Here is a 17,881-nt window from a genome sequence, read left to right as displayed (position 1 = left end):
TATAATTTATGATTTAATTTTTTTAATATTATCAAAAGTAGTAATAAAATTTAAATTTTTGTGATTACAAAGACAAAAAAATAAAATGTAAAAATTTTGATATTAGATTATTAATTAAGGTTTTTCAATCTTCACTGCTTTCCCATCTCTCCACTCTACAAATATTGGTTCATCTGGAATATCATCTAATTGCTTGAAGTATTCTACTGCCGCCTTTGTTCCCCATCTATCTGAACCTGCTAAGAGGATTACTAAATGTCCATTGATGATTTGTTTCTGAATAACTCCCCTATTCTTACCTGGATAATCGTTAGTTATCTTAACTGGGAATGTCCACATATACTTCTTAACTAATGGATTAGCTACTGGACCTCCAACTAAGATGCAATCTTCTGTTATTGTTAATGGTTGATTTATTAACTCTGTAGTGTTTTTAAGGCATTTTGCTGATAAGTTGTTGTCTATTTCTGAACCTATTATTATTTTAGCTTTATGGACAATTTCTTTTATTTTCTCTGATTTGATGTCTTGTGCAACATCTGAGTAGGTTTCTGACATTATTGTGTGGTGTGAGCTTCCGCCGCCGCTATAGTAGGTTGTTGTAGTTGTTGATGATGTAGTTGCTGGCAATTCTTTTGCCAATGTTACCATTACCAATGGGTCTTTGATTAATGTAATCTCTATAATTCCATTGCCAACATATTTGTACCATCCTACTTTGCTATTTACATCATTTTCTTTTAGGGTTATGTTGTCTGTTCCATTATTTACAACAATGTTCTCAACTTTTAATTCACCAACTGGAATTCTAATGATTGCGAATCCTTTGTTGGAGATGTTCTCTGCCTTGAATTTTATTGTTGAGATTAGTTTATTGCCAAGTTTCTTTGGTTCTTCTTTGGTTTTGTTTGTTATGTTAAATCCAACGCACAATACTGGCTTAATATCTTCTATTATTTTGTCCAACGTTTCATTCAACTCTTTTTCATCATCAACAACTTTTGTGATTTCTTTTAAGGTTTCTGCCTCATTGGATATTAGGTTTATTGTTAATAAGACATCGTCTGTAATGTTTATTGATATATTTCTACTAACTTTTGGAATTGTTATTTCATCCACTGCATCTCCAATTTTAATAGGCAATATTGTTATGTTAATGTCTCCAGCAGATTCTAATTTCACATTATCAATGTCCACTTTATCAAGCACATCTGCTTCAATGCACATACATTCAAAGACTTTTTGTAAGCTCTCATCCAATATTGTGTTGTTGATGAATACCTTTTCAAACTTGTATCCATCTTTGTCTGATAACACTACACACTTTAATATTGCTGAGTAACTCTTGTTCTCATCAATTATTCTAAATGTTATGTTTGCTATTTTGAAACTTCCGGACTTTGTGAAGTTGTATCCGCTGAATATTAACTCACTGTTATTTATTGTGTAGTTGTTTATTCCAATAAGTTCTATGTTTTCAATTTCTAAGTTTTTGAATATCAATTTTCCATCATATCCACTACATAATCTCTCATTTATACCACTAACTTCTATTGTGGCGTTAAATGTTCCATTGACAATTGGTGTTGTGTTATATACATTAACCCAAACTGGGATTTCAATAACATCTATTTTCTTAACAAGTTTGTTATCACTTTCATTTTCCTCTTTAACTGCGTTGGATGGGTCAACTACTGCAACTATTGTAAATGTCTTTATGTCATCTGGTATCCAATTGAATGTTATTGTCTTACTTTGGCTAATATTTAACCCATCAACAGTTACTTTTCCAATTTCATCTGCATCAGCATACAATACAACATCAAATGATTTTGCATCTTGGTGTCCATTATTTGTTATTGTAATGTTTATTGTAGTTGGAATTCTGTATATTGATGGGTTTGGTACGCTAATGTTAGTTATTTTGATGTTTGGCCCTTGTACAACAACATTTACTTTGTTTGTTGATACTTTGTTGAATTTGTATCCATTTATATCAGACACAACTAAATCTGACAATTCAATATCTGAGTTTCCAACATCTAATGCCTTGAATTTAGCAGTTGCAATAACAACTGAATTATTAATAATTCCATCCATTAATTTGAATGTTACTTTACCATTTTCATATGTTACATCTTTTAATAATGTTCCATTTTCTTCAGATGCATTTATCAAGAATGTGAAGTTTACACATTCTAATACGTTAGCGTTGTATGTTAAAACCCCTTCTATTGCCTTTGCAGGTCTGTCAGATGTTATGTTGTTTAATGTGATGTTCACTTCAAAGGTTTCTTCAGTTTTTGTTAAGTTTGTTGATGGTATTATATTTACACTTATTGGCTTTTCTGTAGCATATAATTCATCAACATATTTGTTGTTGTTTTCATCAATTTCTTTTATATCATTGTTATAATCAACTAAAACACAAAATGTGTAATTCCTCTCTTCTGTAGGCATGAATGTGAAGTTTATCTCCTTAGTTTCTCCAAGATTCAATCCATTAATTGTAGAAGTTCCTATCTCATTTGTATCTACCAACAACTTAACTGAGAAGTTACCTGTTGCATTTCTTTCCCCAACATTCTTTACCAATATTAATATTGTGTTATTTGTATATGCTTTGAGTGACACTGGAACTATCTCTGCTACTAAATCAGGTCCTGGGATTACTATTGTGGTTGCATTTGATGAAATGTCCTTAACGTAACTTCCGTTAATATCTTCCATATAGACATTGTCCAATTTTACTGTGGTATTTCCAACGTTTATCACATTGTAAGTTATATTAATTGTGAAGTTTGTTGATTGGTTTAAGTCGTCTATTTTGAAGAAGTTGCTTGAACTATTGAAAAAAACATTTCCTACACTTGATGATACGTTAATTGGAGTTAAGACATTTTTATCAAATGATAATGTACCTTCGATTACTTTTACAGTTTTATTTTCTTTTGGGGCAACAACTACTGAAATTGTTACATTATCTCCAAGTTCTGCATTTATAATTTTAGGAGTTAATAAATCAGCAATAGGTTCTGCAATTATTTTTACATTTGAGTTTTTTACAATTAAGTTGTTATTGCTTACTTCCCATTTGTATGTTCCATCAGAGTTTGATACTTTTGTTCCACTTAAGGTGATTGTTGTGTTATCTGACTGGTTTAATGTCTTAAATCTCAAAGTAGCTATTGTGAAGTTTCCATATGGATAGCTATTGCTCCAATACATACTAATCCATATCCTTCCATTACTTACGGAATAAGCTATACTTGCTCCAGTTGCTATATCGCTGAAATTAATATTAGTTAAATTTAGTGCATTTGAATTGAAATATATGTATGTTTCAAATCCACCACAGTATCCCGAATAGGTCTCATAGCCATCAGATATTGTTTCATTTGGAACATTTTTTACCTCTAAAGTTAAATCAAAACTCTGCCCTAAATTTACGATTAAATCAGATGGAACTAACTCTACTGTTACATTTTCACCATAAACCCCTATAAGCGATATCATCAAAATCGATAATATTGCCGTTTTCCATTTCATTTACCGTCACCTTAAAAAATTTTTTTTAAGAAAAGAAATTGAAAAATTTTGATAATCTATTATTCTGCTGTGTATGGCATTGCTGTATTGTCATTTGGATTATATTTTAAGAAGTAGTGTGTAGTTCTTCCTTTGAATACATCTGGATGTAATATTGTTGCTAAATCCATCAATACCTCATCAGTATTCATTAATCCAAGTTGCCAGTAATCATCACTTAAACAGAACAATCTACCATTTTGCACTGCTTTAAAGTTCTCATATCCTGGATGGTCTTCTTTGAAGTTTGATAACCATGCTGTGCTTGATGGAACTACCCAAACATCTGCATCCTTTGCCCTTTCTGCAAAGGTCTCATAACTTATACACTCGCTGCCAGTTCCTGGAATGTCTTTGAATATGTAATCTCCTTTGCAGTCATCTACTATTCCTTTAGCAACGTATGACTGTGCTCTTGGAACCCACGTTCCTCCCCATGTCGGGTAGTTTTTACCCCATGCCACCAATGGCCTATCACAGTTTCTTGTTAATCTTTTGACATTCAATGCTCTCTTTTCTATTCTTGTGAAGTATTTACTTGCAATGTCCTCCTTGTTGTAAAATGCTGCAAACATTTTTACCCATTCACATCTTGCAAGGTAGGAATCTTCTAAGTATTCCGCATCAGCAAAATATGTCAAGTTCAATTCCTTGCATTTCTCAATTATTGCATCTCCACTGTATCCTGGGTAGACGAATACGACTTGTGGTGAGATGTTGGTAATTAACTCATAGTTTGGACTGTATGATGAACCAACATCGATTATTGAACCATCACTGAGGCCTTTCTTGATATCATCAAAGTACCAAGTATATTTTCCTCCCCACATTATTCCCTTCACTGAACCAATCACTGAACCATCGTCGTTTAATGGTTCCATTAAAGCTATGTGGGTAGAACTCATTACAACAACGTTTTTTAATGGAATATTAATTACTTTGTCGTATTTTCCTTCAGCCCAGGAAGGAATTGGTTGACTTTCATTTTTTAATAAAAATCTCTGCCCAGTGGCATCTTCAACTATTTTGTAAGCGTATTTTTCACCATTGTATGGATTTACTTCGTTTCCGTATTCATCATAATATGTTATCTTTATATTTTGGGCGTAGTGGATAGGTTCTCTCATTTTTTGATAATTAACAAAGAGATAAACGACATCAGCAATATCTATGCTGTTATCTGCGTTTAAATCGCCATCTTCTATATCGAGGTCTCTATGTTTGAAGAGATAAACCACATCCGCAATGTCAATGGAGCCATCTTTGTTGACATCACCCAACCTATAGTTGTAATCACCTTCTGCATACACAGGCATCAATAGTAAGAAAACGGTAAGTAATATATACCCAGTTATATTAATATTTTTCGGCATCATACCACCATTTAATATTTATATTAGATAGTTATTATTATAAATAAATAGTTAATTTTATTAAAAAAATCTTTAACAAAGATGGTAGTGGCAATAGGTATATATATTTTACGGTGATTTTTACTATTAATAAAGTAACCTTTAATTTGGTGATAATATGAAGAAGTTTGGTGCATTATTAATTCTTCTTATGCTCCCAACATATATGGCGATGGATATTTCAGTAAATGCCCCTTATGAAGTTAAAAAAGGAGATTTGTTTGTTGTAGAAGTTTATGTAAATAATGTTTCAAATTGTGGAGGTTTAGAATGCAATATATATCTCTCAGATAATCTTAGAGTAGAAGATGTAATTGCATATGATGTTGGAGCAGATTACAACTTAACAATAAATAAAAACAGAAGTGCAGCGATACAGTATGTTTTTTTGACAAATCCAAAAAATAATGACTTTAAAGTTGGAGAATTCAAAATAAAAGCCTTAGAATGTGGAAACGCCACAATAACAATAAAGGCAAAGGCTTCAGATAGTGAAGGAAATGCCATTAAAATCCCTCAAAAAACAGTAAAACTTAAAATAACATCCGATTCCATCCAAAAAGTAGAGAAAAATGAATCATTTTCATTTAATCCAATAATAGTTATATTTGCAGTTCTTTTAGTTGGATTAGTAGCTTACATTATAAAAAAGGTGATAGATAATGAATAGGTATTTTTTGGTTCTTTTAATCCTCATTTTTATTTTTTTAGATATTTCTTATGCAGAAGATGTTTATGTTAAATTAATTCCCGAGGAAGTTGTTTCGAATGGAGAGATTATTAAATTTAACATAACGGTAGAAAATATCCCAAAAATTGGTGATATCAAAGATGAAGATTATCTAAAAATAGAAGATGGTGGGTGTCGTGGAGTTGGCATTATTATAAATTACTCTGACCACTTAAAACCATACGGGTTCAATTGGAGTGACATTTGTAAAAAAGAGAAACTAAAATCCTATGAATTTAAAGATGGAACATTTAGGTTGGAAATTTCTTTTGATAATCCTATTGAGGAGGACTTTTGTATTGGAGAAATAATGTTTATCCCAGTTAAGGAGGGAGAAACACAACTAAATTTGTCAGGGTCTGTTAGTTCAGCATTGGGATACAAATATGATGGCGTTAATGAGTATTTTGATTACTACACAAAAACGTACAAAAAATACCCAAATACAAAGTTCTTTGGGGCAAAAGTGGTAATAAAAGGCATTAATGCAACAAACACAACAATGAAGCTAAAAGAGGACGTAGGAGATATTGAAACATCTTCGTCATCAACAATAGTAAACAGAATCTACGTAACTCCCAATGTAAAGGAACCAGAAGTTGTTATTAAAGAAATTAACATAACAGAATATCAGCCAGTAGTTAATGTGGTTATAGAAAAAAAGAGCAGTTTTAAATTTTTAGGATTTAATTTGCTCTCTGGAATACTGGCAGGAGTTCTTTTTGGCCTCATTATGTCGAGATTCAAAATAATATAAAACAAAAAATATTGTTTAATGTTGATGTTGGGGGATGATTATGAGACCAAAATTTTTAATGCCAATATTGTTTTTATTGTTTTTCCATGTAAGTTTTGGAGACGAGGTTAGATTAACGCCTGAGAATGTTAGTGTGAATGAATATGATTACTTTGATTTAACATTGAGCGTAAATGTATCAGAAAAATTGAGTGGATTTGAGGATACTATATATTTCCCAAGTGCATTAAACATAACTACAGATGACATCATTTTAAGCGATATAGCCAATAGTGCATTCTTGAAGAGTATTTCCGTGGATGATGGGAAAGTATCAATATCATTGATGTGGTCGGGTAATGAACCTTCTGGAAACTTTACAATAGCAACTTTAAAATTTAAAGCATTAAATAATGGAACATATACAATAACCCAAAAACCTAAACTGTCTGATATAGATGGAAATGCCATAGATGCAACTTACAACTCTGTTGAAGTAAATATTATTGGTTTAAATTTAACGGTTGTTGAGATAACCCCCATAAATCCAAAGTTAAATGAGAATTTTGATGTCCTCATTTCAATAAAAAACGCAAAAGAAAATACATATAACATAACTGGAACAATATATTACCCAAATTTAAGCATTATAGGTTTGGATTTCTATTATTTAGAAAATAACATCTCAAATGTGGATTTGAATTTTAGTAATGGTAGTTTAAATTTCTTTGTTGAGTTAAATACTTCAAAAGAGAATTTTGATTTGATGAAATTGACATTCTTCACAAGCAAAGAAGGGACCTACATAATTAACGCGTCTGTAAAGATAAATGGAAACGACACAATTGTAAAACCTGCAAACTTCACAATCGGTGAAGAAACAACTGTAGAAAGGTATGTTGGTTTTTCAACAACTGAAAAAAATATTTCCTATGGGGATAAAGGATTCATTTACATTGAGGCAAAAAACATAGATTCAAATATATCAGAAATTAAGGGGAAGATAACTTACAACTCAACACTATTGAAAATTAGTGACATATCAACAAGTTTATCAGTTATAGAGAAAAATTGGACAGTTGAGAATGGCACAATAGATTTTGATATTAAAATAAATGGAACTACAAGTGGAAACTTCAGTATTTTATCTTTCTGGATAGAGCCAATAAAAAATGAAAATGTAACAACAGAGATAAAAATCTCGCAGATTTATTTGTTTGATAAAAATGGGATTGTTGATGTTCCATTGAAAGATACAAAAATCATTCACATAATCCCAAGGGAAAACAACACAGCACCAAAGGCATATTTTGCATTTGAGATAGTTGATGACTATGAGGTTAATTTTTATTCCCTATGTCAGGATAATGAGAACGACAAAATTTACTACTATTGGGATTTTGGTGATGGCTCAAGTTCAACAAGTGCAAATCCATCCCATAGGTATAAAAAAGAAGGAAATTACGTTGTTAAATTAAAGGTTAATGATACATTTGGAGCCACTTCATACGATGAATGCCTAATTGAGATAGAAAAGTTAAATCCAATAAATATCACGCTTAGCAATAAAACAATATGCTCTAATGAAACCAATGTAACTATACTCTGCAATATTACCATAAAAAATCCATTCTCTGAAAAAATTTATGGATATATTTACTTTTCAGATTATGATGGCTATAAACCAAACAAAACACATATTTCATTTGAATTATTGCCAAATGAAACAAAAGTATTTTCAATCCCAATAAACGTCTCAAAAAGTACCCAAATAAAGGGGTATGTTGAGTATTATATGCCTTATGAGAGGTTAATCAAATATATATGGAATTTTAAAGAAGATGTTGAGGTTGTAAAGCCAAAAGAGATAAAATTCAATGATTATCATTATAATTTAACGATTAACCAGTCAAAAGTTGTCATAAAAGTAAATAAAGTTGTAAAAAATTACACAATCACAAAAAAGGTTGAAATTGAGGATGATATCACAAATACAGTGGTTTCTTTGATTGGTTTTTTGATGGGGCTACTGTTAATTTATAAAAAAGGATTGTTATTCCCATAAAAATGATGTAATTGTGTATGTCTAATTTCTCCTTTTTTGAGATTGTAGCAAAATTATAATTATTTTTATAAGGTGATTAAATGTTAAAAGCAGAAAACCTTGCCGTTGGATATCATAAGAGGATTGTTGTCGATGATGTGAACTTGGAAGTTAAAGAAGGAGAAATTTTGGCAATAATAGGTCCAAATGGTGTTGGAAAATCAACGCTATTGAAGTGTATAGCAACATATTTGGAGCCAATGAAGGGGGTTGTTTATTTAGATTCAAATATAATACATAAACTAAAACCCTCCCAACTTGCTAAAAAAATGGCTGTAGTTTTAACAGAGAGAGTAAATCCAGGAAATTTAACGGGATTTGACATAATTGCAATAGGAAGGCACCCATATACGGATTTATTTGGAAGGCTATCAGAGAAGGATAAGGAAATTATTATAAATTCTGCAAAGGCGGTTAATGCATTACACCTACTCGAAAAAAACTTCCTTGAAATGAGTGATGGGGAAAGGCAGAAGATAATGATAGCAAGGGCGTTAGCACAAGAACCAAAGGTTTTAATTTTAGATGAGCCCACATCCTTCTTAGATGCAAGGCATAAAATAGAACTTACTTTGTTGTTGAGAAAATTGGCAACAGAAAACAACCTTGCTATAGTTGTAACTATCCATGATATAGAACTTGCCTTAAGGATTGCCGACAAAATAGCACTAATCAAAGATGGCAAAATAATCGCCTATGGACATCCAGAGGATGTTATGGACAAAGAGACAGTAAATAATCTCTACGATATAAAAAATGCAAATTTCTGCAAAGAAATTGGTTACTTTGAATTAAAAAATGAAAATACAACCAATAAAAAAGTTTTTGTTGTTTGTGGTGGAGGTAGTGGGGCAAATGTTTTGAGATATTTGGTTAAGAATGGATATAAGGTCTATTGTGGGGTCTTACATGAGAATGATATTGATTATGCAATAGCCAAAGCGATGGAAGTTGAGATTGTTGAAGAGAAAGCATACCAACCAATTTCAGAGGAAAACTATAATAAGGCACTAAAATACTTAAAAATGTGCGATGTTGTAATAGATACAAACTTTCCAGTTGGGGAGATGAATAGGTTAAATTTAAAACTTATAGAGAACGCCAAAAAAGTTATTAAATTCAATGGAAATATTGAGGATTTAAAACATCAACTATCAAAGCTCATCTAAAAATCAAAAATTATCAAAATCAAAATTTTATAATTTCTTTAACTTTTTTATGCCTTCTAAAATCTAAGGATGCTGATACATTACTTAAATACTTTTTTGCAATTTCTTTTGCCTTTAAAAGTTTTTCCTTTGTTGGTCTATATCTTATTCTCTGTTTATTCTCTGATTTTATTCTCTGGGAAGATTATAGCATTGTCCTCACAGCACATATAGGAACAGGCGTTGCAGTTAACTATGCAGTTGTAGGGGTATTTAACAATAACTCTACCATTCTCTATATCATAGACACCTTTAGGGCAAAACTCAACACATTTCTTACAATTTTTGCATTTTTCATAATCAATTTTTGGAAACCATGGGATTTCTTTCCTTTTCTTTCCACCAAATTCTTTATACTCTATTTCCATTGCTGCATCATAAAGCATCTTATATAATCTTTTGTTTGGTTCTCTAACGAGTTTTGTAACTTCTTCATAAGCATCATGTATCTCGTTAATTCCCAATTCCTTTGAAAGTTTTTTAATCTCTAAATTTAAAATCATAAATTCCATAATTTTCTTTAAGAGTTCTTTTTTCTTTTCCAATATTCCCACCTCATTTAAAATTACTTTACCACATCCCAAAAAATTTTTAATATGCATTAATATATAATTTATCAAAATTACTTAACAATTATTTAACTTAATCTGAATGGTGAAAATATGATAAAAATAGGGTTTGTTTCGACCGTTGATAGTGATGATTTGGTTTTTGAAGAGGCATATAAGGAAGTAAAAAAGTATGGGATTGAATTTAAAATATTGGATTATAAATGTAGCGAGGAAGAGTTTAAGGAGTTTTTAGAATTTATTAAAGATGCCAACATTGTATTTACAAAACTCATGGGAGGAAAAAATGCATTTAGGTATTTTGATGAATTAAAGGCATTTGTTGATAAACATAACATCCCATTCCTTCCACTTCCTACATTAAACGAAGTTCATCCAGATTTGGATGAAGCAACAACAGTGAGTGATGAAGTTAAACTAAAGGTTATCAAATATTTAGGTTACGAAGGAATTGAAAATTACAAAAATCTCTTATTATATTTAGCGAATAAGTTTGGGGATAAAAACATTCCCTATGAGGAACCAAAGCCCATGCCATGGCAGGGAATTTATTATAAGGGAAGATACTTTGAAACTTTGGATGATTATTTGGATTATTTAAAAGAAATTGGTAAAGAAATAAATGGAAAACCGATAATAGGTATCCTATTTTATAGAAATTGGTTTATTGCAAACAATATCGATTATCTCAACGACTTAATTAAAATTATTGAAGATAAGGGGGCAATACCTGTTGCCGTCTTCACATCTCATTTAAAAAATGAATTAGGAGCTATTGGAACATTAGGGGTGTTTGAGAAATTTTTCTATAAAGATGGTAAGCCATTCATCCATGCCTTAATAAATACAACTATGTTTACCTTATCCATGGGAGTTAAGGCAGATATCTTAAAGGATGAACCAGAATTTTTGAAAGAGTTGAATGTCCCAATTTTGCAGGGGATTATAAGCACTGGATTTATTGAAGATTGGGAAAAATCAATATCTGGGATAAATCCAATTGATTTGGTCATTGGAATGGCTATGCCTGAATTTGATGGGGCAATAATACATTTCCCAATAGGTGGGAAGAAAAAGGTTAAGGATGGAGATGTTGAAGTTCCAATTATAAAATATAAGGAGATAAAAGATAGAACTGAAAAAATAGTTGATTTGGCATTGAAATATGCAGATTTAAAGTTAAAACCAAACAATGAAAAAAAGATAGCGATAATTTTCCACAATTACCCACCAATGAATGATAAAATAGCAAGTGCTTTTGGATTGGATAGTCCTGAGAGCGTTTTGAATATATTGAAAGAGTTAAAAAAGAGAGGCTTTGTTGTTGATGAACTCTATGAAAATGGAACTGAACTGATTAAAAAAATGCTAAATTATGCAACAAATGATAAGAGATTTTTGACAGAAGAAGTTATAAAAAAGGCAGTAGGGCGAGTTAAGAAGGAAGATTATGAAAAATGGTTCAACTCATTATCTGAGAAAGTAAAGGAGGAGTTAATCAAAAATTGGGGGGCAATTCCTGGAGATGTTATGAACTTTGATGGAGAATTGATAATTCCAGGAATAATAAATGGAAATATCTTCATCTCTGTTCAACCACCAAGAGGCTTTGGAGAAAATCCTTCCGCAGTTTATCATTCTCCAGATATGCCACCAACACACTACTATATTGCTTTTTACAGATGGGTCAAGGAAGTATTTAAAGCAGATGCAATAATGCATATAGGGAAGCATGGAAGTTTAGAATGGCTTCCAGGGAAGGGAGCAGGTTTATCAAGGCATTGTTATCCAGATGTTTGTATGGAATTGCCAAACATTTATCCATTTATTGTAAATAATCCAGGAGAGGGAACCCAGGCAAAGAGAAGGGCTTATGCAACAATAATAAGCCATTTAATCCCCCCAATGACAACATCTGATTTGTATGAGGATTTAAGTAAGTTGGAGAAGGATATTGACGAATACTATGAGACAGAAAATAAAGAAAAGAAAGAATTTTTAAAGAAGGAGATTTTGAATAAAATTAAGGAATTAAAGTTGGATGAGGATTTGATGGGTGGAGAAGTTATAGATGATGGGATAAATGAGAAAAACTTTGAAAAGCTATTGAATAGGATTCACGATTATCTGGAGGAGTTAAAAAATAGGCAGATAAATGAAGGATTACATATAATGGGAATTCCTCTAAAAGGGGAGAAATTGGTTAATATGCTCTTTATGATTATTAGGTATCAGTTTAATTATTTAGAAAAATTAGCGGAGGTTTTGGGTTATAATTGGGATGAATTAAATGAAAATAAAGGAAAGAACCACAAAATTATTGATAAGATAAATGAAATTGGATTAAATTTGCTAAAGGAGTATATGGAATATAATTTTGATGAAAACAAAATTGATGAACTAAAAACTATAAAACTTAACTCTGAACTAAAAGAAATCTTAAAAACCGTTTCAAAAATATATAGGAATTTAATGAGGGTAAATGAAGAGATTGAAAATGCAGTAAATGCCTTGGAAGGAAAATATGTCCCACCAAAAATAGCAGGGGCACCAACAAAGGATATAAATTGCCTTCCTACTGGAAGAAACTTCTATTCATGCAACCCCCAAGAGATACCAACAAAAAGTGCCTATGAGATGGGGAAGAGATTGGCTGATGATTTGATTAATAAGTATTTGGAAGAAGAGGGAAAATATCCGGAATACATCGGAATTATCGTATGGGGCTCTCCTACAATGAGGACAAAAGGGGATGATATTGGAGAGATTTTGTATTTATTGGGAGTTAAACCAGTTTGGAATAAGATGGGAAGAGTTGTTGGTATAGAGGTTATTCCATTGGAAGAATTAGGAAGGCCAAGAATTGATGTAACCTTAAGAGTTAGTGGATTATTTAGAGACACTTTCCCAAACGTTGTTGAGCTTATAGATGAGGCAATAAGAATGGTTGCCAACTTAGATGAACCAGATGAAATGAATTTTGTAAAAAAACATTATAAAGAGGAGGTTGAAGAAAAGATAAAGAAGGGTATTGATGAGAAAATAGCAAGGGAAACAAGTTTATATAGAATATTCGGATGCAAACCAGGATGTTATGGGGCTGGAATTGCTGATTTATTGACTGAGAGGAATTGGGAATCATTGGAGGATTTGGCAAAGGTTTATGTTGAATGGGGAGGTTATGTTTATGGAAAAAATATTTATGGTATTGAGGCAAAGGAAGAATTTATTAAAAGGCTTTCAAAAATTGAACTAACCGTTAAAAATGAAGATAGCCAAGAATGGGATATTTTTGAGGGAGATGACTTCAACAGTTATCATGGTGGGATGATTGCGGCTGTAACTTACTACTCTGGTAAGCAACCAAAAAGCTATATTGGAGACACCTCAAATCCAAATAAGATAAAAACAAAACATTTGAAGGAGGAGGGAAAGCAAATATTTAGAACAAAGATAATGAATCCAAAGTGGATTGAAGGGATGAAGAAGCATGGATACAAAGGGGCAAGTGATTTCTCAAAGTATATTGACCACATGTTCCAATGGGATGCAACCTCAAACATAATAGATGACTGGATGTATCAAAAAATTGCTGAGAAGTATGTTTTTGATAAAGAGATGGAGAAGTTCTTTAAAGAAAATAACCCTTATGCCTTATTAAATATAACTGAAAGGTTATTAGAGGCAATAGAGAGAGGAATGTGGAAGGCAGATGAAGAAACGAAGGAAAAATTAAGAAAGAAATATTTAGAAATCGAAGGAATGATAGAGGAGAAGCTTTAAAATTTTAATAATTTATAAAAAACTATAATAGAGTAATTATGGGGAACAATATTAAAATTTTATATTTTTATCTTATCCTGTTTTATTAAAGCTTCAATTACGCTTCTTTTAACTGCTTTTGCTATCATCTCTCCTATCTTTGTATGCCCTCCAGTATAATCAACTCCCCTGCCAAATCCTTTAACAACTACCATGTTATCTGTTCCAGTTCCAGTAGCTAAAAGCTCTGGATGTTTTGTGCTTCTTATATTTAATTCTTGAAAGGCATTTGTTTTTGCTTCAGTTATTGTTATTATTGCTCTTGCCATGGCTCCATCAGTTAGATTTGCATTTGTTATTAAGATGATATTAACTGTCCCGACTTCTTCTTTTGGTATTAGCTTTCCATCAACTATTTTATATGTCTTGAAATCCTTTTCAATATAATCAGCTTCTTCATCCCCCAACCTTATCGCATTATGCTTAGCTCCAGCAGTAGTTAGAGCAACAACATAAAACTCATCAAATTCTTCCTTTGCAACTGCCAAGTTATCCATACTAGCTCCCGTTGATAACAATGCTATATCCTCTTTTTTAATACCAATTTTATTTAAAACCTGATTTTCGTAATCTTTATAGTTATGAACTTTATCCCAAAATGGGACTGGGATTGAATGATTTCCAACGTATTTTACCTCTTTAAATCCCTCTCTTGTTGATAAAACCCTCCTCTTATTTTCAAACTCAATTATTAATGTTTTTGTTTTTTCAACATCATTTTCAATTTCAACTGTATGGGGAATTTTATAAGCTTTCCAATCGTCCATCTCTAAAACCTTTTCCATGTCATCACCAATAAAAAAGTTTTTACAATAACTCTAAAAAACTTGAATAAAAATTTTGTGGCGTTATGTATAAAAAGTTAGTTTTGCCAGTAGCTCTCTCATATTTAGTTTAAATGAAAGGCTAAATTTAACTTTTCAATACACAAAAGAATAGAGAGTTAAATCAAGTATAAAAAATAGGTTTTAAGCTTTAGATTATTTTATATCTTCTTTTAACACTTCTGCATTGATTTGGTTGAGAGTTTCTTTTATTTTTAGTTCATAGTCAGATTTTTTTAGATTTCCGTTAGTTGCTTTTATTTTAATTGTTATCTCTATGTCATCAAATACATTTTCTAAGTTTCTCATAACATATCTATAGAACTCAGAAAGCTTTCCTCTTGGGATTTTTACTTCAAGAGTTAGTTCATTTATAGTAGGTCCCATATATTCAGAGATTTCTCGTGGCTTTTTAATTTTGTCTTCTTTAATATCTTGAATGGTTTCTTCTTTTTTATCTTCTGTTTTTGTTTCTGTTATTTTTGTATCAGTTTTTTCAGGTTTTTGTTTTTCTTCAGAAGAAGTTTTTTTCTCTTCCACTTGAGGTTCTTTCTTTTCACATAGTTCTTTTTTTATTATAACTTCATAGTCTTCAAACTCTATCTTAGGAGTTGCTTTTATTTTAATGCATTCAACTTCTCCATCTTTTAAAATTCCAAAGCCAAAGTAGCCATTTTTTACTCCCTCCTCAATGGATTTTATAAAGTTAGTTTTTGATATTCTTGGTTCTCCTGGAGTTGTTAAAAGGGCTTTGTAGAGCTGTTTTATTGGGAGATAATCTTTGTTTGCAAGATATTTATTTAAAATTAATATTGGAGCTAATTTTTCTACAATCTCTTTTTCTTCTCTTAACCTGTCAAAAATCTCCTCTGTTATTGTTTTTTTGAGTCCATAAGTTGGGATTCCAAGGTCTATCTCCTTAATATCTTTTCCAGGAAGATAGATTATTCTATAGAAGTATCTTAACTTGTCTTTTTCATCCTTCTTTAATTTTTCAATCTTTTCTTTAACCTCTTTTTTCTGCTGGTCAGTTAAAACAATATGTTTATCTTTTGCAATACTCTCCCATGCCAATTTTTCTCTTAAAAATCTCTCGAAGTTGTGTCTTTCTGATTCCATTGGGCATAGGAAGAAGAGAGTGTTTTTATTTACTCTTGGATTATTTCCGTAATTTTGAATTATTTCTTTTACAAAGTCCTTATCATTTGTTGGAAGAATTACAAGCTTAAATTCTTCTGTATCTGGAATATCTCTTGAGTTTTTTGGATAAATATAGGTTAGCAGTTTCTTCCCAAGGTATTTTTTGAGTAGGGTTTTAATCTCTTCCTCCAATTGTTTCATTTCAATCTCTGTCATTTTTGTAATCACTGTCTTGTTTAGATTTGGCTGATTTTTAAAGAGATATCTTCCATTTTCTTTCCATAAATAGTAGAGATTATCTTCAAGAGCATTAACAACATCAGATATAATGCTTGAAGGAACATTGATATCTGAACAGGTTAGTTTTAGCTCTCCAAGAGATATGCCTTTAATTTCCCCTCCTGAAAATGAGTAGAGAAAGATTGTTGTTGCTACTTTAGTTCCAAGCTTTAATCCTTTATATGCATCTCCAAGTGATTCATCCACTTTCTTTGCATTTGAGTCTGTTGCAGTTATATCGGCTGATAAGACACTTTCGTATTCTTTTCCAATATGCTTTATTAACTCCTCTGCCAACTCTCCAAAACTTAAATCAAAATCACATGGTCTTATTAATGGGATTGGTGAATCTCTCAGCTTATAAATAACAAGGGAAAGGATTCTTAAAACTCCTCTTGTTCTTTGGAATGTTGGAATACTTCCCCATCTATGATGCAATAAGTCAATAACTTCAGGATGGAACGGATAGCTTTTTATCATCTTTTCTCTGTATTGGGATTTGTTTATTAAAATGCCCTCTCTTTCATAGTAGTCAATAAACTCATCTACAATATTCTTTACTTCTTCCTCATCTATTCTTTGAAATAATCTTCTCCTTATAACCTCATAGATTTCTTCTCCAGCTACTGGAGTGTAGATTTTCTCTACTCTTCCAGCAACTTTTTGAAGTTTTGTTAATAGTTCTTCTGCAACTTCTTCATCTGCATATTCAAGAACACTTGCTGGTAGGGTCATGACAAGAAGGGTATTGCTAAGAGATTTAACTGTCTCAGTTAGCTCTTGAAGGAATGCAATTGTTTGGGATGCTAAGTTTGTGTCTCCAACTTTGATTCCTCTTGCCTTCACTACATACGCTAAAACCTCATCCATTAAGATTAAAACTGGTTCATGCTTTTTTAGCAACGCTCTCAACTTCTCTCTTCCTGGAGATATTGGTGAGTTTAGGGTTTTTATATCTCCTTCAAGCTGTCTTTCAATCTCTCCCCATAGAGTTCCTGTTATTTTGTCATCTTCTTTCTCTGGAGTTATTGCAGTTCCAACAATTGTAATAACCTTTGCTTTTATTGGTTCTATTCCTTCTATGTATTTTTTAGCAATTTCTGGATTTTTGAATGTGTGATAGAGGGCTATTAATGAATGTGTTTTTCCTCCCCCAAATGGTGTTTGTATCTGTATTATTGGGTCTCCTCCTTCTCCTCTCAATCTCTTTGAAGCAATTTTTATTAGAGATTTTAATCCAGAAGTTAAGTAGGTTTTTTTGAAGAATAGTTCTGGGTCTCTGTAGTCCTCAGCTCCTCTGTTTTGATAGACCTCCCACAAATCAGCGGCAAATGTGTCCATTGTTAGTCTTCCTTTCAAGATGTCTCTGTGTGGAACTGCAATTAAGTGGAACGGTTTCATAATTCCCCCTCTTTTAATTTGTATTCAGAATATATCATTTTAAAACTTTTTTAATGGCACACCATTCA

At 31.6% G+C, this 17,881-nt stretch carries 10 protein-coding genes; 5 read left to right on the top strand and 5 right to left on the bottom strand.

Features of this window, described 5'->3' with window-relative positions; all coding sequences use genetic code 11:
* Nucleotides 1-114 precede the first annotated feature (114 nt).
* Both JH146_RS01980 and JH146_RS01975 read right to left on the bottom strand, forming a co-directional pair.
* Complete coding sequence (locus tag JH146_RS01980; RefSeq protein WP_048201432.1) at nt 115-3,549, bottom strand: CARDB domain-containing protein; 3,435 nt, start codon at nt 3,547-3,549, stop codon at nt 115-117.
* Between the two features lie 59 nt (nt 3,550-3,608).
* Nucleotides 3,609-4,961: an ABC transporter substrate-binding protein gene (locus JH146_RS01975; protein WP_048201431.1), complete on the bottom strand. Its 1,353-nt coding sequence runs from the start codon at nt 4,959-4,961 to the stop codon at nt 3,609-3,611.
* A gap of 157 nt (nt 4,962-5,118) precedes the next feature.
* On the opposite strand from JH146_RS01975, the gene JH146_RS01970 reads away from it, so the two are divergent.
* The 4 genes from JH146_RS01970 to JH146_RS01955 all read left to right on the top strand — a co-directional run bounded on the left by JH146_RS01970 (nt 5,119) and on the right by JH146_RS01955 (nt 9,739).
* On the top strand, nt 5,119-5,670 hold the full coding sequence (locus JH146_RS01970; protein WP_048201430.1) for a hypothetical protein: 552 nt from the start codon (nt 5,119-5,121) through the stop codon (nt 5,668-5,670).
* Nucleotides 5,663-6,487, top strand: a complete 825-nt coding sequence (locus JH146_RS01965; RefSeq protein ID WP_048201429.1) for a hypothetical protein — start codon at nt 5,663-5,665, stop codon at nt 6,485-6,487. Before JH146_RS01970 ends, JH146_RS01965 begins: the two co-directional genes overlap by 8 nt.
* Nucleotides 6,488-6,527: 40 nt before the next feature.
* Entirely contained in the window at nt 6,528-8,531 is a 2,004-nt protein-coding gene (locus JH146_RS01960; protein WP_048201428.1) for a PKD domain-containing protein, read from the top strand.
* Between the two features lie 80 nt (nt 8,532-8,611).
* Complete coding sequence (locus JH146_RS01955; protein WP_048201427.1) at nt 8,612-9,739, top strand: ABC transporter ATP-binding protein; 1,128 nt, start codon at nt 8,612-8,614, stop codon at nt 9,737-9,739.
* 155 nt (nt 9,740-9,894) lie between these two features.
* On the opposite strand, the gene JH146_RS01950 is transcribed toward JH146_RS01955, so the two are convergent.
* Complete coding sequence (locus JH146_RS01950; protein ID WP_048201426.1) at nt 9,895-10,323, bottom strand: 4Fe-4S dicluster domain-containing protein; 429 nt, start codon at nt 10,321-10,323, stop codon at nt 9,895-9,897.
* A 117-nt stretch (nt 10,324-10,440) separates the two neighbouring features.
* Between JH146_RS01950 and cobN the strand changes: the two genes are divergently transcribed.
* Nucleotides 10,441-14,130 carry a cobaltochelatase subunit CobN gene (gene cobN, locus JH146_RS01945; RefSeq protein WP_048201425.1) on the top strand — a complete coding sequence of 1,230 codons (3,690 nt, stop codon included), beginning with the start codon at nt 10,441-10,443 and terminating at the stop codon, nt 14,128-14,130.
* A gap of 59 nt (nt 14,131-14,189) precedes the next feature.
* On the opposite strand, the gene JH146_RS01940 is transcribed toward cobN, so the two are convergent.
* Nucleotides 14,190-14,954: an adenosylcobinamide amidohydrolase gene (locus JH146_RS01940; protein ID WP_048201424.1), complete on the bottom strand. Its 765-nt coding sequence runs from the start codon at nt 14,952-14,954 to the stop codon at nt 14,190-14,192.
* A gap of 195 nt (nt 14,955-15,149) precedes the next feature.
* Nucleotides 15,150-17,813, bottom strand: coding sequence for an ATP-binding protein (locus JH146_RS01935; RefSeq protein WP_048201423.1), 2,664 nt, complete (start codon nt 17,811-17,813; stop codon nt 15,150-15,152).
* Nucleotides 17,814-17,881 lie beyond the last annotated feature (68 nt).

The organism is Methanocaldococcus bathoardescens, assembly GCF_000739065.1.
GTDB lineage: Archaea > AGJL01 > Methanococci > Methanococcales > Methanocaldococcaceae > Methanocaldococcus > Methanocaldococcus bathoardescens.
The sequence above is the reverse complement of the archived record's forward strand: the minus strand, read 5'-3'. Positions and strand labels throughout refer to the sequence as shown.